Origin of the sequence: Streptomyces sp. NEAU-sy36 (genome assembly GCF_013423905.1) — a bacterium.
Taxonomy (GTDB): Bacteria; Actinomycetota; Actinomycetes; order Streptomycetales; family Streptomycetaceae; genus Streptomyces; species Streptomyces misionensis.
Genome location: NZ_CP058977.1, coordinates 46,495 through 68,701 on the forward strand (window position 1 = coordinate 46,495; position 22,207 = coordinate 68,701).

Annotated in this window: 21 protein-coding genes and 1 pseudogene; 14 read left to right on the forward strand and 8 right to left on the reverse strand. The window is 73.3% G+C overall.

Translation table 11 applies throughout. The features are described 5' to 3' along the window. The first annotated feature begins 110 nt into the window (after window positions 1–110). The 3 genes from HZZ00_RS00215 to HZZ00_RS00225 all read left to right on the forward strand — a co-directional run bounded on the left by HZZ00_RS00215 (window position 111) and on the right by HZZ00_RS00225 (window position 2,914). The gene (locus HZZ00_RS00215; RefSeq protein WP_180330341.1) at window positions 111–1,577 is read left to right on the forward strand and encodes a DUF2252 domain-containing protein; all 1,467 of its coding nucleotides are present in this window, start codon (window positions 111–113) and stop codon (window positions 1,575–1,577) included. Window positions 1,578–1,702: 125 nt separating this feature from the next. Beyond that, entirely contained in the window at window positions 1,703–2,515 is an 813-nt protein-coding gene (locus HZZ00_RS00220; protein WP_180330340.1) for a hypothetical protein, read from the forward strand. 69 nt (window positions 2,516–2,584) lie between these two features. Beyond that, a complete protein-coding gene (locus tag HZZ00_RS00225) occupies window positions 2,585–2,914 on the forward strand; it encodes a rhodanese-like domain-containing protein (RefSeq protein WP_070024410.1) in 330 nt (109 codons plus the stop codon). 13 nt (window positions 2,915–2,927) lie between these two features. Here HZZ00_RS00225 and HZZ00_RS38155 read toward each other — a convergent pair. The 6 genes and pseudogenes from HZZ00_RS38155 to paaA all read right to left on the reverse strand — a co-directional run. Continuing rightward, a pseudogene (locus HZZ00_RS38155) lies at window positions 2,928–3,105 on the reverse strand (acyl-CoA dehydrogenase); the annotation flags it as partial. A 49-nt stretch (window positions 3,106–3,154) separates the two neighbouring features. Beyond that, a complete protein-coding gene (paaE, locus tag HZZ00_RS00230; RefSeq protein WP_180330339.1) occupies window positions 3,155–4,219 on the reverse strand; it encodes a 1,2-phenylacetyl-CoA epoxidase subunit PaaE in 1,065 nt (354 codons plus the stop codon). Next, window positions 4,219–4,746, reverse strand: coding sequence for a 1,2-phenylacetyl-CoA epoxidase subunit PaaD (gene paaD, locus HZZ00_RS00235; protein WP_180330338.1), 528 nt, complete (start codon window positions 4,744–4,746; stop codon window positions 4,219–4,221). The genes paaE and paaD overlap by 1 nt, the downstream gene beginning before the upstream one ends. Continuing rightward, window positions 4,740–5,471 (reverse strand): 1,2-phenylacetyl-CoA epoxidase subunit PaaC, encoded by a 732-nt coding sequence (gene paaC / locus HZZ00_RS00240; RefSeq protein ID WP_180330337.1) that lies wholly within the window; start codon window positions 5,469–5,471, stop codon window positions 4,740–4,742. The genes paaD and paaC overlap by 7 nt, the downstream gene beginning before the upstream one ends. Further along, window positions 5,468–5,755, reverse strand: coding sequence for a 1,2-phenylacetyl-CoA epoxidase subunit PaaB (gene paaB, locus HZZ00_RS00245; RefSeq protein WP_014673816.1), 288 nt, complete (start codon window positions 5,753–5,755; stop codon window positions 5,468–5,470). The genes paaC and paaB overlap by 4 nt, the downstream gene beginning before the upstream one ends. Beyond that, window positions 5,752–6,780, reverse strand: a complete 1,029-nt coding sequence (paaA, locus tag HZZ00_RS00250) for a 1,2-phenylacetyl-CoA epoxidase subunit PaaA (protein WP_180330336.1) — start codon at window positions 6,778–6,780, stop codon at window positions 5,752–5,754. The genes paaB and paaA overlap by 4 nt, the downstream gene beginning before the upstream one ends. Window positions 6,781–7,130: 350 nt before the next feature. On the opposite strand from paaA, the gene HZZ00_RS00255 reads away from it, so the two are divergent. From HZZ00_RS00255 to HZZ00_RS00265, 3 genes are read left to right on the forward strand one after another with little or no spacing between them, the layout of a single operon-like run. Beyond that, window positions 7,131–8,282 carry a DUF5819 family protein gene (locus HZZ00_RS00255; RefSeq protein WP_374028507.1) on the forward strand — a complete coding sequence of 384 codons (1,152 nt, stop codon included), beginning with the start codon at window positions 7,131–7,133 and terminating at the stop codon, window positions 8,280–8,282. After that, on the forward strand, window positions 8,279–9,493 hold the full coding sequence (locus HZZ00_RS00260; RefSeq protein ID WP_180330335.1) for an HTTM domain-containing protein: 1,215 nt from the start codon (window positions 8,279–8,281) through the stop codon (window positions 9,491–9,493). The genes HZZ00_RS00255 and HZZ00_RS00260 overlap by 4 nt, the downstream gene beginning before the upstream one ends. Next, window positions 9,490–10,254, forward strand: coding sequence for an RNA methyltransferase (locus HZZ00_RS00265; protein ID WP_180330334.1), 765 nt, complete (start codon window positions 9,490–9,492; stop codon window positions 10,252–10,254). Before HZZ00_RS00260 ends, HZZ00_RS00265 begins: the two co-directional genes overlap by 4 nt. Before the next feature lie 194 nt (window positions 10,255–10,448). Here HZZ00_RS00265 and paaN read toward each other — a convergent pair whose 3' ends face one another. Next, entirely contained in the window at window positions 10,449–12,146 is a 1,698-nt protein-coding gene (gene paaN, locus HZZ00_RS00270) for a phenylacetic acid degradation protein PaaN (protein WP_180330333.1), read from the reverse strand. 159 nt (window positions 12,147–12,305) lie between these two features. Here paaN and HZZ00_RS00275 point away from each other — a divergent pair, with 159 nt between their 5' ends. Then, window positions 12,306–13,820, forward strand: a complete 1,515-nt coding sequence (locus HZZ00_RS00275) for a 3-hydroxyacyl-CoA dehydrogenase (protein WP_180330332.1) — start codon at window positions 12,306–12,308, stop codon at window positions 13,818–13,820. Continuing rightward, on the forward strand, window positions 13,817–14,404 hold the full coding sequence (locus HZZ00_RS00280; protein ID WP_180330331.1) for a TetR/AcrR family transcriptional regulator: 588 nt from the start codon (window positions 13,817–13,819) through the stop codon (window positions 14,402–14,404). The genes HZZ00_RS00275 and HZZ00_RS00280 overlap by 4 nt, the downstream gene beginning before the upstream one ends. A 163-nt stretch (window positions 14,405–14,567) precedes the next feature. Here HZZ00_RS00280 and HZZ00_RS00285 read toward each other — a convergent pair whose 3' ends face one another. Beyond that, window positions 14,568–15,065 carry an Lrp/AsnC family transcriptional regulator gene (locus HZZ00_RS00285; RefSeq protein ID WP_257585574.1) on the reverse strand — a complete coding sequence of 166 codons (498 nt, stop codon included), beginning with the start codon at window positions 15,063–15,065 and terminating at the stop codon, window positions 14,568–14,570. 175 nt (window positions 15,066–15,240) lie between these two features. On the opposite strand from HZZ00_RS00285, the gene pdhA reads away from it, so the two are divergent. The 6 genes from pdhA to HZZ00_RS00315 all read left to right on the forward strand — a co-directional run bounded on the left by pdhA (window position 15,241) and on the right by HZZ00_RS00315 (window position 22,203). After that, on the forward strand, window positions 15,241–16,395 hold the full coding sequence (gene pdhA, locus HZZ00_RS00290; RefSeq protein ID WP_180330330.1) for a pyruvate dehydrogenase (acetyl-transferring) E1 component subunit alpha: 1,155 nt from the start codon (window positions 15,241–15,243) through the stop codon (window positions 16,393–16,395). Beyond that, the gene (locus HZZ00_RS00295; protein ID WP_180330329.1) at window positions 16,392–17,396 is read left to right on the forward strand and encodes an alpha-ketoacid dehydrogenase subunit beta; all 1,005 of its coding nucleotides are present in this window, start codon (window positions 16,392–16,394) and stop codon (window positions 17,394–17,396) included. Before pdhA ends, HZZ00_RS00295 begins: the two co-directional genes overlap by 4 nt. Further along, entirely contained in the window at window positions 17,396–18,709 is a 1,314-nt protein-coding gene (locus HZZ00_RS00300; RefSeq protein WP_180330328.1) for a dihydrolipoamide acetyltransferase family protein, read from the forward strand. The genes HZZ00_RS00295 and HZZ00_RS00300 overlap by 1 nt, the downstream gene beginning before the upstream one ends. 112 nt (window positions 18,710–18,821) lie before the next feature. Continuing rightward, window positions 18,822–19,712 (forward strand): molybdenum cofactor guanylyltransferase, encoded by an 891-nt coding sequence (locus HZZ00_RS00305; protein ID WP_257586042.1) that lies wholly within the window; start codon window positions 18,822–18,824, stop codon window positions 19,710–19,712. Further along, a complete protein-coding gene (locus HZZ00_RS00310; protein ID WP_180330326.1) occupies window positions 19,709–21,076 on the forward strand; it encodes a molybdopterin molybdotransferase MoeA in 1,368 nt (455 codons plus the stop codon). Before HZZ00_RS00305 ends, HZZ00_RS00310 begins: the two co-directional genes overlap by 4 nt. Further along, a complete protein-coding gene (locus HZZ00_RS00315; RefSeq protein WP_180330325.1) occupies window positions 21,064–22,203 on the forward strand; it encodes a TrkA family potassium uptake protein in 1,140 nt (379 codons plus the stop codon). Before HZZ00_RS00310 ends, HZZ00_RS00315 begins: the two co-directional genes overlap by 13 nt. Window positions 22,204–22,207: the final 4 nt, after the last annotated feature.

Sequence of the window (22,207 nt, forward strand, 5' to 3'; positions counted from 1 at the left end):
CACCTCCATGCCGTCGGATCGTCCACAACGGCCCGGTCGTCCACAACCGCCGAGTTGTCCACAGGCGCTGACGCGGATCCCGTCACCGGCTGTACGGTCTCCCCGAGTTGATGTTCGTCTCGATGCGTACGGGGGAGGCGGTGGCCGTGGCCGGGAGCGGTGCGGGTGAGCCGGGGCGGAAGACGCGTGGTGGGCACAGGCTGCCGGCGGTGCGGGGGTTCGCCCAGTGGCCTCCGCAGGGCTCGCCCAGGAAAGAGGGCAAGGCGCTGCGGTCGAGCGTGCCGCGCCGCGCCCATCGCTTCCTCGAACTGGACGCCACCCGTCCCGACGCGGTGCGTGCCGTCGAGGAGTCCAACACCGGCCGGATACCGGAGCTGACCGCGATCCGGGTGGGCCGGATGGCGGCCACCCCCTTCGCCTTCCTGCGAGGCGCGGCCGGGCTCATGGCGCACGACCTGGCACGCACCCCCATGACCCGGATCGGCACCCAGATATGCGGTGACGCGCACGCCGCCAACTTCGGTCTGTACGGCGACGCCCGCGGTGGTCTCGTCATCGACCTGAACGACTTCGACGAGACCGTGCACGGCCCCTGGGAATGGGATCTGAAGCGGCTCGCGGCCTCGCTCGTGCTGGCCGGCCGCGAGACCGGCGCCGACGAGGACACCTGCCGCGCCGCGGCGCGGGACGCGGTCGGGGCCTACCGCCACACCATGCGGCTGCTGGCGAAACTGCCGGTGCTGGACGCGTGGAACGCCATCGCGGACGAGGACCTGGTCTCCCACGCCGACGCCCACGATCTGCTCGGCACCCTGGAACGGGTCTCGGAGAAGGCGCGGGCCAACACCAGCGGCCGGTTCGCGGCAAAGTCGATCGAGGCGCACGAGGACGGCGGGCGCCGCTTCGTCGACGCGTCTCCGGTGCTGCGCCGCATACCGGACCGCGAGGCCGCCGCCGTCGCCGCCTCCCTGGCGGAGTACCTGACGACCCTGCCCGAGGACCGGCACCCGCTGCTCGCCCGGCACGCGGTGCACGACGTGGCCTTCCGGGTGGTCGGCACCGGCAGCGTCGGCACCCGGTCCTACGTCGTCCTGCTCCTCGACCACCGCGAGCATCCGCTGGTGCTCCAGGTGAAGGAGGCCCGCCCCTCCGCGCTGGTCCCGCATCTGGCCGCCGCCGGATTCGAGACCCCGCCGGTGGAGCACGAGGGCCGCCGGGTCGTCCTCGGGCAGCAGCGGATGCAGGTCGTCAGCGACATCCTGCTCGGCTGGACCACGGTCGACGGACGCCCCTTCCAGGTACGCCAGTTCCGCAACCGCAAGGGCAGCGTCGACCCCGCCGCCCTCGCCGCCGACCAGCTGGACGACTACGCCCGCATGACCGGCGCCCTCCTGGCCCGCGCCCACTCCCACGGCGCCGACCCCCGCCTGATCGCCGGCTACTGCGGCAAGAACGACGAACTGGACGAGGCCATCGCCACGTTCGCCGTCGCCTACGCCGACCTCACCGAGTCCGATCACGCCGCCCTGACCACCGCGATACGAGCGGGCCGCATCCCCGCGGAACCGGGAGTCTGACAGGGCCGGTCCCGGGGCCGGGAGGGACCGCGCGACCGGCCGCTGCGAGCCCGCCGCGGCACCCGTCCGCCCGCCGCGGCGAGCAGCCGAACCGGCCGGGCGGGGCGCGGCGCTACGCTGGGCGGGTGACCACCCCGGAAGCTGACCAGCCCGCCGAACCCCGTCCCGAGGAGCGGCTCGAACGGGCCGTCCGTGCCGCCGAGCAGGCGTTGATCGAGTACGAGATCGCCGTGGAGACCTTCCGCGTCGAGGTCGAGAACTTCTCCCGGCTGCACGAACAGCGGCTCGGCCCGCTCTATCTGCGCATCGAGGAACTGGACGCCGAGATCGCCGAGGCGAAGGCCGCGCGCACCGGCGATCCGGAGGACGTGCGCCGTGCCGAGGAGGCCCGCGCCCGCGTGCTGCCGATCCCCGGCGTCGAGGAACTGCTGGGCGGCTGGATGGACGGCCACGGCCTCTACCCGGAGGCCGCCGCCATGCTCACCGACCAGGCGGTACGCCCCCCGGAGCGGGTACGGCCCGGCGAGGAGGCCCGCAAGCTCTACCGCGAGCTGGCCCGCAAGGCCCACCCCGACCTGGCGCAGGAGGAGGACGAACGCAAGCGGCGCGAGGAGTTCCTGACCCGCGTGAACGCCGCCTACGCCCGGGGCGACGAGAAGCTGCTGAGGGAACTGGCCGAGGAATGGGCGGCCGGACCGGTGCCGCCCGAGCGGCTCCCGAGCCCCGCCGAGGAGCTGTACGCCCGCCTCGAATGGCTCTCCCAGCGCAAGGAACTGCTCACCCTGGTCGCCCGCGAACTGGAGGACGGCGCCATCGCCGGAATGCTCCGCCTCGCCCCGGACGATCCCGACGCGCTGCTGGAGGAGATCGCCGGCAAACTGCGCGCCGACATCGCCCAGCGGGAGGCGGAACTGGCGGCCCTGCGGGAGCAGGACTGAACCGGGGCCGACAGGACTGAACCGGGTCCGCCTTCGGGTAGCGTCGGAGACATGAATTTCGGAGCTGGTGTGCCCACGGCCGGGGTCACGGACCTCAAGGACGGCGACTTCCTGCTGGACGTCCGCGAGAACGACGAGTGGCAGGCGGGTCACGCCGAGGGAGCGCTGCACATCCCGACGAGCGAGTTCGTGGCCCGTTACGGCGAGCTGACCGAGGCCGTCCCGCAGGATGGCCGCGTCCATGTGATCTGCCGCTCCGGTGGCCGGTCCGCCCAGGTCACCATGTATCTGGTGCAGCAGGGCATCGACGCGGTGAACATCGACGGCGGTATGCAGTCCTGGGCCGCCGCGGGCCGCCCCGTGATCACCGACGACGGCCGCCCGGGCCACGTGCTGTAGGACACCCTCGGGGTCAGCCGAGCGGGTGTGCCGCCGGCAGGCCCCCGAGCGTCTCCTCGTACACCGCCGCCGGGCCGAGCGCCGGCTCCAGGCGCTTGGCCCAGGCGTGGTAGCGGTGCAGGGGGGTGGACGGTGTCCGCGCCGAAGCCGCCGTGCGGATGCCGCGCCGTCCGCACCATCCGGCGGACGCCCCGGCCTGTTCCGGAAAGGAACCTTGGCGGTTCCCCCTCGTGTCGCTCCTCAGCGGTCGAAGTCCAGCTCCACCTGTTCGGTCAGCGGATGCGACTGGCACGCCAGCACATATCCGGCCTCCGTCTCCTCCTGCTCCAGGGCGAAGTTGCGGTCCATCCGGACCTCGCCCGCCACCAGGAAGGCACGGCAGGTGCCGCAGACCCCGCCCTTGCAGGCGTAGGGCGCGTCGGGACGGTTGCGCAGCACCGTCTCCAGCAGGGACTCGCCCTCCCGCACGGGCCAGGTGCCGCCGCGGCCGTCGAGCCGCGCGGTGACCGTGCTGTGCGCGGCCGCCGGTGCGGTGCCCGCCGCGGCCGGACCGGAGTCCACGTGGAAGATCTCCTCGTGTATCCGGGCGCGGTCCACGCCCAGCCCGCGCAGCGCCCGCTCGGCGCCCTGCACCAGTCCGTACGGCCCGCACAGGAACCAACCCGCCACCTCCTCCAACGGCACGAGCCGCGGCAGGAGTTCGGTGAGGCGTCCCTCGTCGAGCCGGCCGGAGGGCAGACCCGCCTGCTGTTCCTCCCGGGAGAGCACGGTCACCAGCTGAAGCCGCTCCGGGTAGCGGTCCTTCAGGTCGGCGACCTCCTCCAGGAACATCGTCGAGGCGGCCGTGCGGTCGCCGCGTATCAGGCAGAACCGGGCCTCCGGCTCCCGCGCCAGCAGGGTGGAGACGATGGACAGCACCGGAGTGATGCCGCTGCCGCCGACGATCGCCGCGTACAGACCCGGCGCCGGGTCCAGGGTGAAGCGGCCGGCCGGGGTCATCACCTCCAGTTCGTCCCCGACGTTGATCTCCTTCAGCGCGTAGGTGGAGAAGGCGCCGCCCTCCACCAGCCGCACCCCGACCCGCAGACTGCCGGGGCCCTCGGCATCCGGGGCGGGGGCGGGCGAGCAGATCGAGTAGGTGCGCCGCACCTCCGTGCCGTCCACCCGGCGCCGCAGCGCGAGGTGCTGGCCGGGGGCGTGGCGGTACTCCGCGCGCAGCTCGGGCGGGACGGTGAGGGTGAGGGCGACGGAGTCGTCGGTGAGCCGGTCGACCGCGGCCACCTGGAGCGGGTGGAAGCGCGCCATCACAACTCCTTGAAGTGGTCGAACGGTTCGCGGCAGGACAGGCAGCGGCGCAGCGCCTTGCACGCGGTCGAGGAGAACCTGCTCAGCAGCTCGGTGTCGGCCGAGCCGCAGTGCGGGCAGCGGACCGGTTCGGTCTCGGCGGCGTGGGTGCGCGTCGGACCGAGGGACAGCGGCACGGGCCCGGAGGACTCGCGCACCCGCGGAGGCGCTATCCCGAACTCCCGCAGTTTGCGGCGGCCTTCGGGGCTGATGTCGTCGGTCGACCAGGCCGGGGTGAGCACGGTGCGGACGGTGACCTCGCGCATGCCGTGTTCCCGCAGGACCCGCTCGATGTCGAGGCTCATCGCCTCGATCGCCGGGCAGCCGGTGTACGTGGGGGTCAGCTCGACCTCGGCGGTGTCGGCGTCGCGCAGACGCACCGCGCGCACCACGCCCAGCTCGCGCAGCGTGAGCACCGGAAGCTCGGGGTCGGGGACCGAGCCGGCCAGCTCCAGCAGCTCCGCCTCCAGGGCGGTGGCGGTCACCATGACGCCCCCGGATGGCTGCGGTGCAGATGCTGCATCTCGGCGAGCATCCGCCCGAACGACTCGGTGTGAATGCCCTGCCGGCCCGCGCCCGCCGACCAGGCCCCGGTGCGGGGCCCCTCGGGGAGGCTCAGGGTGGCCCGGCCGAGCACCTCGGTGACGGACTCCAGCCAACGGGACTCCAGGGCCGCCCAGTCGACGTCCAGGCCCTCCACGGGCTGGAACATCTCCCCGGTGAACCGCCACAGCGCGGCGCAGGCGCGCCGCATCCGCTCATGACTGGTCTCGGTGCCGTCGCCCAGGCGCAGGGTCCACTGCTCGGCGTGGTCGCGGTGGTAGGCGACCTCCTTGACCGCCTTCGCGGCGAGCGGCGCGAACGGCCCGTCGCCCGCGGCGAGTTCGGCATGCAGCAGGTGCTGGTAAGTGGAGAAGTACAGCTGGCGGGCGATGGTGTGGGCGAAGTCGCCGTTCGGCTGCTCGACCAGCTGGAGGTTGCGGAAGGCGCGTTCCTCGCGCAGGTACGCCAGTTCGTCCTCGTCGCCGGCCAGGGACAGCAGCACCCGGGCCTGGCCGAGCAGGTCGAGGGCGATGTTCGCGAGGGCGACCTCCTCCTCCAGGACGGGGGCGTGCCCGGCCCATTCCCCGAGGCGGTGGGAGAGCACCAGGGCGTCGTCGCCGAGGGCGAGCGCGGCGGTCACCGGGACGGTGGCCGGTCCGGTGGCGGTCACAGGTGCTTCACCCCTTCCGGGATCTCGTAGAAGGTCGGGTGGCGGTAGGGCTTGTCGGCGGCCGGTTCGAAGAAGGGGTCCTTCTCGTCCGGCGAGGAGGCGGTGATCGCGGCGGCCGGGACGACCCAGATGGAGACGCCCTCGCCGCGCCGGGTGTACAGATCGCGGGCGTTGCGCAGGGCCAGCTCGGCGTCGGGGGCGTGCAGGCTGCCGGCGTGGGTGTGGGAGAGGCCGCGCCGCGAGCGCACGAACACCTCCCACAGGGGCCAGTCGGTGGTGCTCATGCTCGCTCCGCTCCCGTCGTGTCGTGACCGGTGGTTCCGGTGCCGCCGGTGTGCTTGGCCGCGTAGGCCGCGGCCGCCTCCCGTACCCACGCGCCCTCGTCGTGGGCGCGCCGGCGCTGGGTGAGGCGCTGTTCGTTGCACGGGCCGTTGCCCTTGAGGACGTCCCGGAACTCCGACCAGTCGATCGCGCCGAAGTCGTAGTGACCCCGCTCCTCGTTCCACGTCAGGTCCGGGTCGGGGAGGGTCAGGCCCAGGGACTCGGCCTGGGGGACGCAGATGTCGACGAAGCGCTGGCGCAGTTCGTCGTTCGAATGGCGCTTGATCTTCCAGGCCATCGACTGGGCGGAGTGCTGCGACTCGTCGTCGGGCGGGCCGAACATCATCAGCGAGGGCCACCACCAGCGGTCCACCGCGTCCTGGGCCATCGCGTGCTGCTCCGGGGTGCCCTTGCTCAGGGCCAGCAGCAGCTCGTAGCCCTGGCGCTGGTGGAAGGACTCCTCCTTGCAGATCCGCACCATGGCGCGTGCGTAGGGGCCGTAGGAGCAGCGGCACAGGGGTACCTGGTTGGTGATCGCGGCGCCGTCCACCAGCCAGCCGATCGCGCCGACGTCGGCCCAGGTCAGCGTGGGGTAGTTGAAGATCGAGGAGTACTTCTGGCGGCCGCTGTGCAGCTTGTCGAGCAGTTCGTCGCGGCCGGTGCCGAGGGTCTCGGCGGCGCTGTACAGGTACAGGCCGTGTCCCGCCTCGTCCTGCACCTTGGCCATCAGGATCGCCTTGCGGCGCAGGGAGGGCGCGCGGGTGATCCAGTTGGCCTCCGGCTGCATGCCGATGATCTCGGAGTGCGCGTGCTGGGCGATCTGGCGGACCAGCGTCGCGCGGTAGGCGTCGGGCATCCAGTCGCGCGGTTCGATGCGCTCGTCGGCGGCCACGGCCGCGTCGAAGACGCGCTGGTACTCCGCCGGGTCCCCGGCGGTGGCACCGTCCGCCTGCGGGCGGGCCGTGCGCTGCGCGGCTGCTGTGGCCATGCGGTCCCCCTGACCTCGGTCTCTGTGGTGGGATACTCCCGACCGATCGTTCGGTCCGTGTGTGTCAATGGTGTGCCGGGCCGCCGGACAGTGTCAACCGCTGTGGAAAACTCCGCGCGTGACCCGTGGAAAGGCGGGGCCTGTGGACGAAGCGTGGGGGGACGGGAGGGCCCCCGCACCCGGACTGTGCCGACAGGGGCGGGGCTGAGTACCGTTCCGTGCGAGTGCCGCGGTTGTGGCGCTCGTGGACCGTGCGGCGCCGGTGACGGGCGGCCGTTGCGACGAGCAGACCCATGGGGTCGGCCCGGCGGGCCGGCCCACGACCGAGCCGGAACAGGGGACGGGGCGGAATGGACGCGTACGACGAGGACTCGGGGGCCGCGCCCGGCCCGGACGGGTCGACCGGGGCGCGTCCCCCGGAGCACGCCCCGGAACGTCTGCCGGACGGCGAGCGCGACGGGGGCTCCGCCGAGCCCCCGGACGGCGGCGGCTTTGCCGAGCGGGAGCCGGGCAGGGAGGCGGTGGGCCGCGAACTGCCGGGTCGGCAGCCGGTGGAGGGGGAGCCGGCGGACCCGGAGCGGACCGGCCCCGAGCCGGCGAGCCGGGAACCGTCCGGCCTGGAGCTGCTGGGCTTCAGGCCGACGGATCGGGAACCGACGGATCGGGAACCGACGGGCCGGGAAGCGAAGGACCGGGAGCCGTCGCGCCTGGGGCCGATGGGCCGGGAGCCGTCGCGGCCGGAGCCGTCGGCCCCGGAAACGGCCGGTCTGGTGCCGCCCCGCCTGGAGGCGGCCCGCCCGGGAGCAACCGGTCCCGAACCAGCCCGCCCAGAAACGCCCCAGCCCCAGCCCGCCCAGCAGGGAATCCTCGCCCTCTCCCCCCGCTACCAAGTCGCCGCCGCGCTCGCCGTCGCCGCTGTCGCCGTCGGGGTCGGTGTGCACCTGCTGATGGTGTTCCTCAGCGTCGCGCCGCCGAACGCGGTGTCGAAGCAGCACGACAAGGCCGTCGAGGCGTGGGTGTTCCCGGAGTTCGAGCAGAACTGGAAGCTGTTCGCGCCCAACCCGTTGCAGCAGAACATCGCCGTGCAGGTGCGCGCCGAGGTGCGGACGAAGGACGGCAGCCTGATCACCACCGGCTGGACCGACCTGTCCGCGCAGGACGGCGCCGCCATACACGGCAATCTGGCGCCCAGCCACGCCCAGCAGAACGAACTGCGCAGGGCCTGGGACTTCCTCACCGCGACGCACACCGACGACGACCGTCCCGTCGGCATGCGCGGCTCCCTCTCCGAGGACTACCTGCGCCGGATAGTGGTGCTGCGCCTGTACCGCACCGATCCGACCAGCCGGGACGGCGTCATCCAGCGGGTGCAGGTCCGCTCCCGCACCACCAATGTGCAGCCCCCGTCGTGGAGCGACGAACGGGTGCCCGACAAGCCCTACTACCGCGAGCTGCCCTGGTGGACGGTGCGCGCCGACGAGGCCGCCGGGGGTGTGCGGTGAACCAGCTCCCCGCGCCGCTGTCGCGTGCGCTCACCCGTGTCACCGAGGCGGCCCTCGGGCCCTATCAGAGCGCCGTCATCCGGATCGGCTTCGCCTTCACCTGGCTGCTCTACCTGCTGCGCGAGTTCCCGTACCGCCAGGAGCTGTACGGCCCCAGCGGACCCTGGAACCTGGCCATGGTCAAGCGGCTGACCGGGGACAACCACGCCTTCACCGCCCTGACGTGGTCGAGCGGGCAGCCGTGGTTCGAGTTCTGCTACGCGCTCGCGATCCTGGCCGCCGCCGCGCTGCTGCTCGGCTGGCGCACCCGTACGGCGTCCGTGCTGTTCATGGTGGGCGTCGTCTCGCTGCAGAACCGCAGCATCTTCATCGGTGACGGCGGCGACAACGTGCTGCACCTGATGTCCATCTACCTCGTGTTCACGCGCTGCGGTCAGGTGTGGTCCCTCGACGCGCGGCGGGCGGCGCGCACCGCGGCGGCACACGCGCGGGGGGAGCGAACCCCCGCCGACCGGACGGGCCCGGCGCTGTGGGCGGTGCTGGGGCTCGCACTGGTCACGGCGACCGCGACCGGCAGGCTCTTCGGCAACAGCTGGCTGATCCCCGCCCTGCTGTGGGCGGTGTGGGCGGTGCTCGGAGTGTGGTGGCTGGTCCAGCGCCGGGCACGGTCGGCCGAGCCGCGCATCCTGCTGGACGTGATCGCCAACGTCCTGCACAACGGCGCCCTCGTGGTGATCATGGCCGAGGCCTGTCTGATCTACGCCACGGCCGGCTGGTACAAGATCCAGGGCTCGCGCTGGCAGGACGGCACCGCCGTCTACTACCCGCTCCACCTGGACTACTTCACGCCCTGGCCCGGCCTCGCCGGTCTGCTGTCGGCCAGTGCCACCATGCTGACGGTCGTGGCGTACGGCACCGTCACGGTGCAGGTCGCCTTCCCGTTCACCCTGCTCAACCGGCGGGTGAAGAACGTGCTGCTGGTGCTGCTGATCCTGGAGCACGCCGTGATCGCCGTCGCCCTCGGACTGCCCTTCTTCTCGCTGGCGATGATCACGGCTGACGCGGTCTTTCTGCCGACCTCCTTCCTGCTGCGGGTCGGCCGTCTCGCGGCCCGCGCGCGCGGGCGCTTCGTACGCGAGGGCGGCGGCCCGGTGCCCGGGCCACGCTCTCCGGAGGAGAGCACGCCGGGCCACGTAGGGTTCACGGCATGACCGACCCGCTCATCCGCTGGCGCGAGCACGCCGCGTCCGCCGTGCTGCTCGACGGCTTCCACGCCCTGAAACACGCGCTGCGCTTCGGGGCCGAGGTGCCGGTGGCGGTCACCACCGACCGGCGGGCCGCGCTCGACCTGGCCGGGGAACTGGCCGAGGACGTGCGGGAGATCATGGGCGGCCTGCTCACCGAGGTGCCCGAGCGGACGTACGCGGCGCTCGTCCCGCGGCCGCATCCGACGGGGGTCGCCGCGCTCGCCGTACGCCCCTCCCGCGAGGCCCATCTGCGCACGCTCGCCCGGCTGCCCCGCACCAGCCCCGTGGTGGTCCTCGACAACCCCCGCAACCTGGGCAACGCGGGCGCCGTGATCCGGCTGGCCGCCGGGTTCGGGGCGACCGGGGTGGTCACCACCGGCACCCTCGACCCCTGGCACCCCACGGTGGTGCGCGGTGGCGCGGGCCTGCACTTCGCGACCGCCGTGGAGCGCCTGGACATCGGCGAACTGCCGCCCGGGCCGCTGTTCGCGCTGGACCCGGAGGGCGAGGACATCCGCGGCACCGAGCTGCCCGACGACGCCGTGCTCGCCTTCGGGTCGGAGCGCAGCGGGCTGTCGGCAGCGGTGCGCGCGCGTGCCGACCACCTGCTGCGGCTGCCGATGCGCCCCCAGGTCTCCAGCTACAACCTCGCCACCAGTGTGGCGATGACGCTGTACCACTGGAGCGCCACCGGAGGCGCTCCCGCCGCCCTGGGCCGGCTCTAGGGCCTCTCGTCTGGATCATGCCGGGCTCGCGGGGTCTGGCACGCACATCTGCGGCGTTGTCGTCGGTCGCCAACTCCCCCACGCTCGGCTTCGCTCGCGCGGGGGCACCCCCATCGCGTTGACTCCCTCCTTCGCCTTGCATCTGCACGCACCAGACCCCGCTCCCTGATCCGGCCTGATCAAAACGAAAGACCCTAGGCCCGCACGTCCCGGCGCACCTCGACCACCCGGAAGCGGTTCGCCACGAAGGCGCCGTCGCACAGGGCCGCGTTCGCCGCCGGGTTGCCGCCCGAGCCGTGGAAGTCGGAGAAGGCCGCGGTCTGGTTCACGAACACCCCGCCGGTGAGGTTGAAGGACAGCTGGGCCGCCTCCTCCAGGCACACCTCCTGGACGGCCCGCTCGACCTCGGCGTCGGTGGTGTACGCGCCGACCGTCATCGCGCCCTTCTCGCGCACCGTGCGCCGCAGCAGCTCCACCGCGTCGGTCGCCGAGTCCACCGCGACGGCGAAGGAGACGGGGCCGAAGCACTCGCTCATGTAGGCGGCCTCGGCGTCGGGCTTGGCGCCGTCCAGCTTGACGATCACCGGGGTGCGCACCACCGCGTCCGGGAACTCCGGGTTGGTGATCTCCCGGGACGCGAGGGCGACCTCGCCGAGGCCGGCGGCGGCCTCCAGACGGGCCTTGACGTCGGGGTTGACGATCGCGCCCAGCAGCCCGTTGGCCCGCGCGTCGTCGCCGAGGAGGCCGTCGACCGCGCGGGCGAGGTCGGCGGTGACCTCGTCGAAGGTCTTCGGGCCCTGGTCGGTGTGGATGCCGTCCCGCGGGATCAGCAGGTTCTGCGGGGTGGTGCACATCTGGCCGCTGTACAGGGACAGCGAGAACGCCAGGTTGGACAGCATCCCCTTGTAGTCGTCCGTGGAGTGCACGACCACCGTGTTGACGCCGGCCTTCTCCGTGTAGACCTGCGCCTGGCGGGCGTTGGTCTCCAGCCAGTCGCCGAAGGACGTCGACCCGGTGTAGTCGATGATCCTGATCTCCGGGCGGGTCGCGAGGGTCTTGGCGATGCCCTCGCCGGGGCGTTCGGCGGCCAGGGCCACCAGGTTGGCGTCGAAGCCGGCCTCGGCGAGCGCCTCGCGGGCGATCCGCACGGTCAGCGCGAGCGGCAGCACCGCGCGCGGGTGCGGCTTGACCAGGACCGCGTTGCCGGTCGCCAGGGAGGCGAACAGGCCCGGGAAGCCGTTCCAGGTCGGGAAGGTGTTGCAGCCGATGACCAGGCCGATGCCGCGCGGGACGGGGATGAACTCCTTGGTGAGCACCAGCGGGTCGCGCTTGCCCTGCGGCTTGGTCCACTCCGCCGTGCCCGGGGTGCGGACCTGCTCCGCGTACGCGTACGCCACCGCCTCCAGGCCGCGGTCCTGGGCGTGCGGGCCGCCCGCCTGGAACGCCATCATGAAGGCCTGCCCGCTGGTGTGCATGACGGCGTGCGCGAACTCGTGCGTCCGGTCGCTGATCCGCTTGAGGATCTCCAGGCAGACCACGGCCCGCACCTCGGGGCCGGCGTCCCGCCAGGCCCGCTGGCCCGCCTTCATCGCGGGCAGCAGCACGTCCAGGTCCGCGTGCGGGTAGCTGACGCCCAGCTCGATGCCGTACGGCGAGACCTCGCCGCCGACCCAGTCGTCGGTGCCCGGCTGGCCGAGGTCCAGGCGCGAGCCCAGCAGGGCGTCGAAAGCGGCCTTGCCCGCCGCCGCGTCCAGGCTGCCGTGTTCGCCGTACGCCTTGGGGTGCTCGGGGTGCGGGGACCAGTAGGCGCGCGTGCGGATCGCTTCCAGAGCCTGGTCGAGCGTGGGCCGGTGCTTGGCGATCAGCTCCGGGGCGGTCAGTTCGGCGGCCATGCGGGACCAACTCCTCGTCTCGGGAACTCTTCGTCGAGTTCACGTCCTGGCAGAAAGAGCAGCGGGATGGGACGGTCAGGGCTAGAGTAACCGAACGATCGGTCGGTTCAAGGGGGTCCGCCGTATCTGTGGAAAACCCCGTGCGGGAGGATCGCGGACATGACAGCACTCGACCTCAGCAGCCCCGTGGCCGTCGTCGGCACCGGCACCATGGGCCAGGGCATCGCCCAGGTCGCGCTGGTCGCCGGCCACCCCGTGCGGCTCTACGACGCCGTACCCGGGCGTGCCCGGGAAGCGGCCGCGGCGATCGGCGCCCGCCTCGACCGGCTGGTGGACAAGGGCCGGCTCGACGCCGCCGCCCGGGACGCGGCCCGCGCCCGCCTGGAACCCGCGCAGGCCCTGTCGGAGCTGGCCGACTGCGCCCTCGTCGTGGAGGCCGTCCTGGAGCGCCTCGACGTGAAGCAGCAGCTCTTCGGCGAGCTGGAGGACGTCGTCGCCGAGGACTGCCTGCTCGCCACCAACACCTCCTCGCTGTCGGTGACGGCGATCGGCGGCGCCCTGCGCCATCCGGGCCGCTTCCTCGGCCTGCACTTCTTCAACCCCGCCCCGCTGCTCCCGCTGGTCGAGGTCGTCTCGGGGTTCGCCACCGACGTCGCCTCGGCCACGCGCGCGTACGAGACCGCCCGCGCCTGGGGCAAGACGCCGGTGGCCTGCGCGGACACCCCCGGGTTCATCGTCAACCGGATCGCCCGGCCCTTCTACGCCGAGGCGTTCGCCGTCTACGAGGCGCAGGCCGCCGACCCGGCCACCATCGACGCGGTCCTGCGCGAGTCGGGCGGCTTCCGGATGGGCGCCTTCGAACTCACCGACCTGATCGGCCAGGACGTCAACGAGGCGGTGACGCACTCGGTGTGGCAGTCCTTCTTCCAGGACGTGCGGTTCACCCCGTCGCTGGCCCAGCGCCGCCTGGTGGAGTCGGGCCGCCTCGGCCGCAAGACCGGACATGGCTGGTACGACCACACCGAGGGCGCCGAGCGGCCCGAGCCGCACACCGCCGACAAGGAGCAGCCGCCCGCCCACGTCGTCGCCGAGGGGCGGCTCGGCCCCGCGCGCGAACTGCTCGACCTGATCCGCGAGGCGGGCATCCAGGTCCGCGAGGAGGACGAGGACAACGGCACCCGCCTGGTGCTGCCGAGCGGCGGCCAGCTGGTGCTCGCCGACGGCCAGACGTCCGTGGAGTTCCGCGACGTCGTCTACTTCGACCTCGCCCTCGACTACCGCAAGGCCACCCGTATCGCCCTGGCGGCCTCCCAGGACACCTCGCCCCGCACGCTCGCCGAGGCCACCGGGCTCTTCCAGGCGCTCGGCAAGGACGTCAGCGTCATCGGCGACGTCCCCGGCATGATCGTGGCCCGCACCGTGGCCCGGATCATCGACCTCGCCCACGACGCCCTCGTCAAGGGCGTGGCGACCAAGGAGGACATCGACACCGCGATGCGCCTGGGCGTCAACTACCCGCTCGGCCCCTTCGAGTGGGACGACAGGCTCGGCCACGACTTCGCCTACGAGGTGCTGGACGAGATGCACGACCGCGACCCCTCCGGTCGCTACGCGCCCTCGCTCGCGCTCTTCCGCCACTCGTGCGCCGCCGAACGGCGGGAGGACCCCTCATGACCACGGCACGACGCGACACGTACACCCCCGAGACGCTGCTCTCCGTGGCCGTCCAGGTCTTCAACCAGCGCGGCTACGACGGCACCTCCATGGAGCACCTGTCCCGGGCGGCCGGCATCTCCAAGTCGTCGATCTACCACCACGTCAGCGGCAAGGAGGAACTGCTGCGCCGGGCCGTCAGCCGTGCCCTGGACGGCCTGTTCGCGATCCTGGAGGAGCCGGGGGCGGGCGAGGGGCGGCCCGTGGACCGCCTGGAGCACGTCGTGCGGCGCATGGTCGAGGTGCTCATAGCCGAACTGCCCTATGTGACGCTGCTGCTGCGGGTGCGCGGCAACACCGCCACCGAGCGGTGGGCGCTGGAGCGGCGCCGCGACTTCGACCACCGGGTCGCGGAACTGCTCAAGGCGGCCGCCACCGACGGGGACGTACGCGCCGACGTGGAGGTGCGACTGGTCACCCGGCTGGTCTTCGGGATGATCAACTCCATCGTGGAGTGGTACCGGCCGGATGCGCGCGGCGCCACCGGCCGCGAGGTGGCCGACGCGGTCGTCCGGCTGGTCTTCTCGGGGCTGCGCGGGGACTGAGCTAGGGCCTCTCGTCTGGATCATGCCGGGCTCGCGGGGTCTGGCACGCACATCTGCGGCGTTGTCGTCGGTCGCCAACGCTCCGCGTTGACTCCCTCCTCCGCCTTGCATCTGCACGCACCAGACCCCGCTCCCTGATCCGGCCTGATCCAGACGAAAGACCCTAGGCGTCCGGCTCCAGGTCCTCCTCCTCGAACACCAGCAGCGTGCGGGTGCTCAGCACCTCGGGGATGGCCTGGAGCCGGGTGAGCACCAGCTCGCGCAGTGCCCGGTTGTCGGGCGTGTGCACCAGCAGCAGGACGTCGAAGTCGCCGCCCACCAGCGCGATGTGCGAGGCGCCGGGCAGCTGCCTGAGCTGTTCGCGGACCGTGCGCCAGGTGTTCTGGACGATCTTCAGCGTGATGTACGCCGAGGTGCTGTGTCCGGCGCGCTCGTGGTCCACGCGCGCGCCGAACCCCCGGATCACCCCGTCCTCGACGAGCCGGTTGATGCGCGCGTAGGCGTTGGCGCGCGAGACGTGGACGCGTTCGGCGACCGACCGTATCGAGGCGCGGCCGTCCGCCTGGAGGATGCGCAGAATGTCCTGGTCGATCGCGTCCAGCGGCCGGGCCGGGGACAGCACGGCCTCCTGCGTCTCGTCGGCCATTCGTTCAGGTGGCATGTCCCCCCGCTTCCTCGCCGTGGACGTCCTGCGTCCATTCCAGGCTGTGGAGAACCGTTTGTCCACAGCCTCGACCCGCCTGTAGCCAAATTGTGCCGACGACCGAACAATCGGTAGGTGAGGCGGGTCACAGCCGACACGCCTCCCGTAGCCGCTCCCACGAGGAGGTGCCGTCATGACGGTTCTGGAGCAGCGGGGCGCGTACCGGCCATCGCCGCCGCCCGCCTGGCAGCCCCGTATGGACCCCGCGCCGCTGCTGCCCGACGCCGAGCCCTACCGCGTCCTCGGCACCGAGGCGGCCGCCAAGGCCGATCCCGACCTGCTCCGCCGGCTCCACGCCCACCTGGTGCGCGGCCGCCGCTACAACACCCAGGCCACCGCGCTCACCAAGCAGGGCCGCCTCGCCGTCTACCCCTCCAGCACCGGCCAGGAGGCGTGCGAGGTCGCCGCCGCCCTGGTCCTGGAAGAGCGCGACTGGCTCTTCCCCAGCTACCGCGACACCCTCGCCGTCGTCGCCCGCGGGGTGGACCCGGTCGAGGCCCTCACCCTGCTGCGCGGCGACTGGCACAGCGGCTACGACCCCCACGCCCACCGGGTCGCCCCCCTGTCCACCCCGCTGGCCACCCAGCTCCCGCACGCCGTCGGCCTCGCCCACGCCGCCCGTCTCAAGGGCGACGACGTGGTGGCGCTCGCCATGGTCGGCGACGGCGGCACCAGCGAGGGCGACTTCCACGAGGCGCTGAACTTCGCGGCCGTCTGGCAGGCACCCGTGGTCTTCCTGGTGCAGAACAACGGTTTCGCCATCTCCGTCCCGCTCGCCAAGCAGACCGCGGCGCCCTCCCTGGCCCACAAGGCCGTCGGGTACGGCATGCCGGGCCGCCTGGTCGACGGCAACGACGCCGCCGCAGTACACGAGGTGCTCACCGACGCCGTACGGCACGCCCGCGCGGGCGGCGGCCCCACGCTGGTCGAGGCGGTCACCTACCGCATCGACGCCCACACCAACGCCGACGACGCCACCCGTTACCGCGGCGACGCCGAGGTGGAGGCCTGGCGCGCGCACGACCCGGTGCGGCTGCTGGAGACGGAGCTGACCGAGCGCGGCCTGCTCGACGAGGCCGCCCTGGAGGCCGTACGGGAGGAAGCCGAGGCGATGGCCGCGGACCTGCGCGCACGCATGAACCAGGACCCCGAGCTCGACCCCATGGACCTCTTCGACCACGTCTACGCCGAGACCACCGCCCAACTGCGCGAACAGCGGGACCTGTTGCGGGCCGAGCTGGCGGCCGAGCAGGACGGGCCCGACCAGCAGGAAGGCGACCGCCGATGACCACCGTGGCCGTCAAGCCCGCCACCATGGCACAGGCCCTCACCCGCGCGATGCGCGACGCGATGGCCGCCGACCCGAGCGTGCACGTCCTGGGCGAGGACGTCGGCACCCTCGGCGGAGTCTTCCGGGTCACCGACGGACTCGCCAAGGAGTTCGGCGAGGACCGCTGCACCGACACCCCGCTCGCCGAGGCCGGCATCCTCGGCGCCGCCGTCGGCATGGCCATGTACGGCCTGCGGCCGGTGGTGGAGATGCAGTTCGACGCCTTCGCCTACCCGGCGTTCGAGCAACTGGTCAGCCATGTCTCCCGGATGCGCAACCGCACCCGCGGCAGGATGCCGCTGCCGATCACCGTGCGCATCCCCTACGGGGGCGGTATCGGCGGCGTCGAGCACCACAGCGACTCCTCCGAGGCGTACTACATGGCCACCCCCGGCCTGCACGTGGTCACACCCGCGACCGTCGCCGACGCCTACGGCCTGCTGCGCCGGTCCATCGCCTCCGACGACCCGGTGGTCTTCCTGGAGCCCAAGCGGCTCTACTGGTCCAAGGACATCTGGAACCCCGAGCAGCCGGCGGAGGTCGAGCCGATCGGCCGGGCGGTGGTGCGGCGCACCGGCCGCAGCGCCACGCTGATCACCTACGGCCCCTCCGTGCCCGTCTGCCTGGAGGCCGCCGAGGCAGCGCGGACCGAGGGCTGGGACCTGGAGGTCGTCGACCTGCGCTCCCTGGTGCCGTTCGACGACGAGACGGTGTGCGCCTCCGTGCGCCGCACCGGACGCGCGGTGGTGGTGCACGAGTCCACCGGCTTCGGCGGGCCGGGCGGCGAGATCGCGGCCCGCGTCACCGAGCGCTGCTTCCACCACCTGGAGGCCCCCGTGCTGCGCGTGGCCGGGTTCGACCTGCCCTACCCGCCGCCCATGCTGGAGCGGCACCATCTGCCCGGCGTGGACCGCATCCTGGACGCCGTGGCCCGGTTGCAGTGGGAGGCCGAGGGCTGATGGCACAGGTGCTGGAGTTCAAACTGCCCGACCTCGGCGAGGGACTGACCGAGGCGGAGATCGTCCGCTGGCTGGTCCAGGTCGGTGACGTGGTCGCCGTCGACCAGCCGGTGGTCGAGGTCGAGACCGCCAAGGCCTCGGTGGAGGTGCCCTGTCCCTACGGTGGCGTGGTCACCGCCCGCTACGGCGAGGAGGGCACCGAACTGCCGGTCGGCGCACCGCTGCTGACGGTCGCCGTCGGCGAACCGGAGGCCGAGCCGGAGAGCGGTTCGGGCAATGTCCTGGTCGGCTACGGCACCTCCGAGGCGCCCGGCCGCCGGCGGCGGGTACGGCCGACGGCGCCGGCCGGCGGGGCGAGGGTGAACGGCGCCGCGCCCGCGCCCGCCGTGAGCGCCCCCGCCGTCGCCCCGGCCGCGGCGCCCGGCGGTCCCGTGCCCGTGATCTCCCCGCTGGTCCGGCGACTGGCCCGCGAGGGCGGGCTGGATCTGCGCGGGCTGGCCGGTTCGGGTCCGGACGGGCTGATCCTGCGCGCCGACGTGGAGCGCGCCCTGCGGACCGAACCGGACCGGGACCGCGGCCGCACGTCCGGGGCCCCCGCCGCGGCCGTTTCCGCCCCGGGCGCGGGGGAGGTCCGCGTTCCCCTCAAGGGCATCCGCGGCGCCGTCGCCGACAAGCTCTCCCGCAGCCGCCGGGAGATCCCGGACGCGACCTGCTGGGTGGACGCCGACGCCACGGAACTGATGCGCGCGCGGGCCGCGATGAACGCGGCCGGAGGGCCGAAGATCTCGCTCATCGCGCTGCTCGCCCGCGTCTGCACCGCCGCGCTCGCCCGCTTCCCCGAGCTGAACTCCTCGGTCGACAGCGAGGCCCGTGAGGTCGTCCAACACCCGTATGTGCACCTGGGATTCGCGGCACAGACCGATCGCGGCCTGGTCGTACCGGTCGTCCGGGACGCCCATAAGCGCGGCGCCGAGTCGCTGACCGCCGAGTTCGCCCGGCTCACCGAGGCCGCCCGCGCCGGCACGCTGACCCCGGGGGACCTCACCGGCGGCACCTTCACGCTGAACAACTACGGGGTCTTCGGCGTCGACGGCTCCACGCCGATCGTCAACCACCCCGAGGCGGCCATGCTCGGCGTCGGCAGGATCGTCCCCAAGCCCTGGGTGCACGAGGGGGAACTGGCGGTGCGCCAGGTCGTCCAGCTGTCGCTCACCTTCGACCACCGGGTGTGCGACGGCGGCACGGCGGGCGGCTTCCTGCGGTACGTGGCGGACTGCGTGGAACAGCCGGCGGTGCTGCTGCGCACGCTGTGAACCCGCGGTTCCCTGTGATCGGCCCGGCCCGCATACTCGGGGAGTGACCGACAAAGCCACCGCCGACGAGACCGGCGCCGGGCCGCCGGCCACCGCGGCCGCCACGACCCCCGTGCCGTACGACCCGTACGACGCCGTCGTGCTGGCCGGCGGTGCCGCGCGGCGGCTCGGCGGGGCCGACAAGCCCGGGGTACGGGTCGGCGGCCGGGCACTGCTGGACCGGGTGCTCGCCGCCTGCGCGGGCGCCCGTACGACCGTCGTGGTGGCCGCGCCCCGGCCCACCGTCCGGCCCGTGCGCTGGGCACGCGAGGAGCCGCCCGGCGCGGGGCCGGTCGCCGCGCTGGCCGCCGGTCTGCGGCACACCACGGCCGAGCACGCCGTCGTCCTCTCCGCCGACCTCCCCTTCCTCCGCCCGGCCACACTGCGCCGGTTGCTGGCCGCGCTCCACGGGACCGGCGCCGACGGCGCACTGCTCACCGACGCGGACGGCCGCGACCAGCCGCTGGTGGCCGCCTACCGCACCGCCGCGCTCCGCCGTGAACTGGCCGCGCTCGCCGCCGCGCACGACGGACTCACCGGCCTGCCGCTGCGCCGGCTCACCGGCGCCCTCCGCCTCACCCGCGTTCCGGACCCGCACGCGTCCTTCGACTGCGACACCTGGGACGACATCGTCAACGCCAGGGCGCGCATCAGGGAGCATGGGCACGTGTTGGATGAATGGATCTCCGCAGTCAAGGACGAGCTGGGCATCGACCTGGACGTCGACATGAACGTCCTGCTCGACCTGGCCCGGGACGCCGCGCACGGTGTCGCGCGGCCCGCCGCCCCGCTGACCACCTTCCTCGTCGGCTACGCCGCGGCCCGGGGCGAGGGTGGCCCCGAGGCCGTCGCCGAGGCCGCTCGCAAGGCCGCCGCACTGGCGCTGCGCTGGGAGGAAGAGGCGCGGGAGACCGGCGGGGCCGGGGAAGGGAACGGGGGCCCGAGCGCCCCGGACGCCGGATGACCGCGTCCCGCCTCCGCGGCGGGGCACCCGTGGAGGACGGCGACGACCTCGATGTCGAGGAGGCCCTGGCCCTCGTGAGGGAAGCCAAGGACGACGGCACCGGCCCGGCCCCGGTGCCCGGGACACGGGACGCGCGGACCGACGGGCCGCACCGGGCCGCCTCCTGGCCCGAGGCCCGCGAGATCGCCGCCCGCGCCGCCCGGACGGCCCGGTCCGCGGGCACCCGTCGGGGCCCCGTCTCCGTCCCGCTCGGCGACTCCCTCGGCCTGGTCCTGGCCGCGCCCCTCGACGCGCTCGGCGACCTGCCCTCCTTCGACACCTCCGCGATGGACGGCTGGGCGGTCGCCGGACCCGGCCCCTGGACGGTGCGCGAGGAGGGCGTGCTCGCCGGGCACGCCCAGCCCGCGCCGCTCACCGACGGCGAGGCGGTGCCCATCGCGACCGGTGCCCGCGTCCCCGCCGACACCACCGCCGTGCTGCGCACCGAGCACGGCCGCACCGACACCCAGGGCCGGCTGCACGCCACCCGGGACCTGGCCCACGGTCAGGACATCCGCCCGCGCGGCCAGGAGTGCCGCAGCGGCGACCAGTTGCTGCCCGTCGGCACCCTGATCACCCCCGCCGTCCTCGGCCTGGCCGCCGCCGCGGGATACGACACCGTCACCGTCGTCCCCCGCCCCCGCGTCGAAGTCCTCGTCCTCGGGGACGAGTTGCTGACCGAGGGGCTGCCGCACGACGGCCTGATCCGGGACGCGCTCGGCCCGATGCTGCCGCCCTGGCTGCGCGCCCTCGGTGCCGAGGTCGTCGCCGTACGCCGGGTCCGCGACGACGCCAGGGCCCTGCGCAAGGCGATCACCGCATCCTCGGCCGACCTGATCGTCACCACCGGAGGCACCGCCGCCGGGCCCGTCGACCATGTCCATCCCACCCTGGAACGCATCGGCGCCGAACTCCTCGTGGACGGCGTCGCGGTGCGCCCCGGCCATCCCATGCTGCTGGCCCGCCTCCAGGACGGCCGGCATCTCGTCGGGCTGCCCGGCAACCCCCTCGCGGCCGTTTCCGGCCTGCTCACGCTCGCCGAGCCGCTGCTGCGGACCCTGGCCGCCCACCCGGCCCCCGAGCCGTACGCGCTGCCGCTGACGGAGGCGGTGCACGGGCACCCCTACGACACCCGGCTCGTCCCCGTGGTGCTGCGCGGTGACCGCGCCGTACCGCTGCACTACAACGGCCCGGCGATGCTGCGCGGTGTCGCCGCCGCCGACGCGCTGGCCGTCGTACCGCCGGGCGGGGCCCGGCCGGGCGAGGAGGCGGAACTGCTGGACCTGCCCTGGGCGGTCGCCGGGATCGGGGTATGTTTCACGTGAAACACGCGGACTACGACGCCACCGCCTCGCCCGATTCCGACCGCCCCCCGGGCAACGGCACCCAGATGGACGAACGGTCGGCCACCCACCGGGTGAAACTTCCCGTGAAAGTGGTGGAACGCCCCCTCCGTCAGGTCGCCAAACGGCTGCTCATGGCGCTGCTGGTCCTGCTCCTCACCGCGCTCGTCGTCTACGTCGACCGCGAGGGCTACCGCGACAGCGCCGACGACTCCGTGGATCTGCTCGACTCCTTCTACTACGCCACCGTCACCCTCTCCACCACGGGATACGGCGACATCACCCCGGTCAGCGACAGCGCCCGGCTGACCAACATCTTCGTCATCACGCCCCTGCGCGTGCTGTTCCTGATCATCCTGGTCGGCACCACGCTGGAGGTCCTCACCGAACGGACCCGGGAGGAGTGGCGCCTGAAACGCTGGAGGTCCGCCTTGCGCGAGCACACCGTCGTCATCGGCTTCGGCACGAAGGGGCGGTCCGCCGTGCAGACCGTGTGCGCGACCGGGCTGAAGAAGGAGCAGGTGGTCGTGGTCGACCCCAGCGCCAAGGTGATCGACGCGGCGACCGCCGACGGCTACGCCGGGGTCATGGGCGACGCCACCCGCAGCGATGTGCTCAAGCGGGCCGAGGTGGGCAAGGCCCGGCAGATCATCGTCGCCCCGCAGCGCGACGACACCGCCGTGCTCGTCACCCTGACCGCCCGGCAGCTCAACCGGAGCGCCAAGATCGTCGCCGCCGTGCGCGAGGAGGAGAACGCCCCGCTGCTGCGGCAGTCCGGCGCCGACGCCGTCATCACCAGCGCCAGCGCGGCCGGCCGGCTGCTCGGCCTCTCCGTCCTCAGCCCCGCCGCAGGCATGGTCATAGAAGACCTCATCCAGCAGGGCAGCGGACTGGACCTCGTGGAACGGCCCGTGGTGCGCGCCGAGGCGGGCAAACGGCCGCGCGAGATCGACGACCTCGTGGTGAGCGTGGTCCGCGGCCACCGCGTGCTCGGTTACGACGACCGCTCCATCGGCACCCTGCAACTCACGGACCGGCTCATCACCATCGTCCGCGCCAGCCCGGGCACCCGGATCACCCCGCACATCCGCCCGCTGCCCACGGACTGAGCGA

Excerpts from the sequence above, each read along its gene's own strand:
- HZZ00_RS00215 (WP_180330341.1), top strand. The coding sequence starts at position 111 with ATGTTCGTCTCGATGCGTACGGGGGAGGCGGTGGCCGTGGCCGGGAGC.
- paaE (WP_180330339.1), bottom strand. The coding sequence starts at position 4,219 with ATGGCGCGCTTCCACCCGCTCCAGGTGGCCGCGGTCGACCGGCTCACC.
- paaD (WP_180330338.1), bottom strand. The coding sequence starts at position 4,746 with ATGGTGACCGCCACCGCCCTGGAGGCGGAGCTGCTGGAGCTGGCCGGC.
- paaB (WP_014673816.1), bottom strand. The coding sequence starts at position 5,755 with ATGAGCACCACCGACTGGCCCCTGTGGGAGGTGTTCGTGCGCTCGCGG.
- paaA (WP_180330336.1), bottom strand. The coding sequence starts at position 6,780 with ATGGCCACAGCAGCCGCGCAGCGCACGGCCCGCCCGCAGGCGGACGGT.
- HZZ00_RS00255 (WP_374028507.1), top strand. The coding sequence starts at position 7,131 with ATGGACGCGTACGACGAGGACTCGGGGGCCGCGCCCGGCCCGGACGGG.
- HZZ00_RS00265 (WP_180330334.1), top strand. The coding sequence starts at position 9,490 with ATGACCGACCCGCTCATCCGCTGGCGCGAGCACGCCGCGTCCGCCGTG.
- paaN (WP_180330333.1), bottom strand. The coding sequence starts at position 12,146 with ATGGCCGCCGAACTGACCGCCCCGGAGCTGATCGCCAAGCACCGGCCC.
- HZZ00_RS00275 (WP_180330332.1), top strand. The coding sequence starts at position 12,306 with ATGACAGCACTCGACCTCAGCAGCCCCGTGGCCGTCGTCGGCACCGGC.
- HZZ00_RS00280 (WP_180330331.1), top strand. The coding sequence starts at position 13,817 with ATGACCACGGCACGACGCGACACGTACACCCCCGAGACGCTGCTCTCC.
- HZZ00_RS00285 (WP_257585574.1), bottom strand. The coding sequence starts at position 15,065 with ATGCCACCTGAACGAATGGCCGACGAGACGCAGGAGGCCGTGCTGTCC.
- pdhA (WP_180330330.1), top strand. The coding sequence starts at position 15,241 with ATGACGGTTCTGGAGCAGCGGGGCGCGTACCGGCCATCGCCGCCGCCC.
- HZZ00_RS00295 (WP_180330329.1), top strand. The coding sequence starts at position 16,392 with ATGACCACCGTGGCCGTCAAGCCCGCCACCATGGCACAGGCCCTCACC.
- HZZ00_RS00300 (WP_180330328.1), top strand. The coding sequence starts at position 17,396 with ATGGCACAGGTGCTGGAGTTCAAACTGCCCGACCTCGGCGAGGGACTG.
- HZZ00_RS00310 (WP_180330326.1), top strand. The coding sequence starts at position 19,709 with ATGACCGCGTCCCGCCTCCGCGGCGGGGCACCCGTGGAGGACGGCGAC.
- HZZ00_RS00315 (WP_180330325.1), top strand. The coding sequence starts at position 21,064 with ATGTTTCACGTGAAACACGCGGACTACGACGCCACCGCCTCGCCCGAT.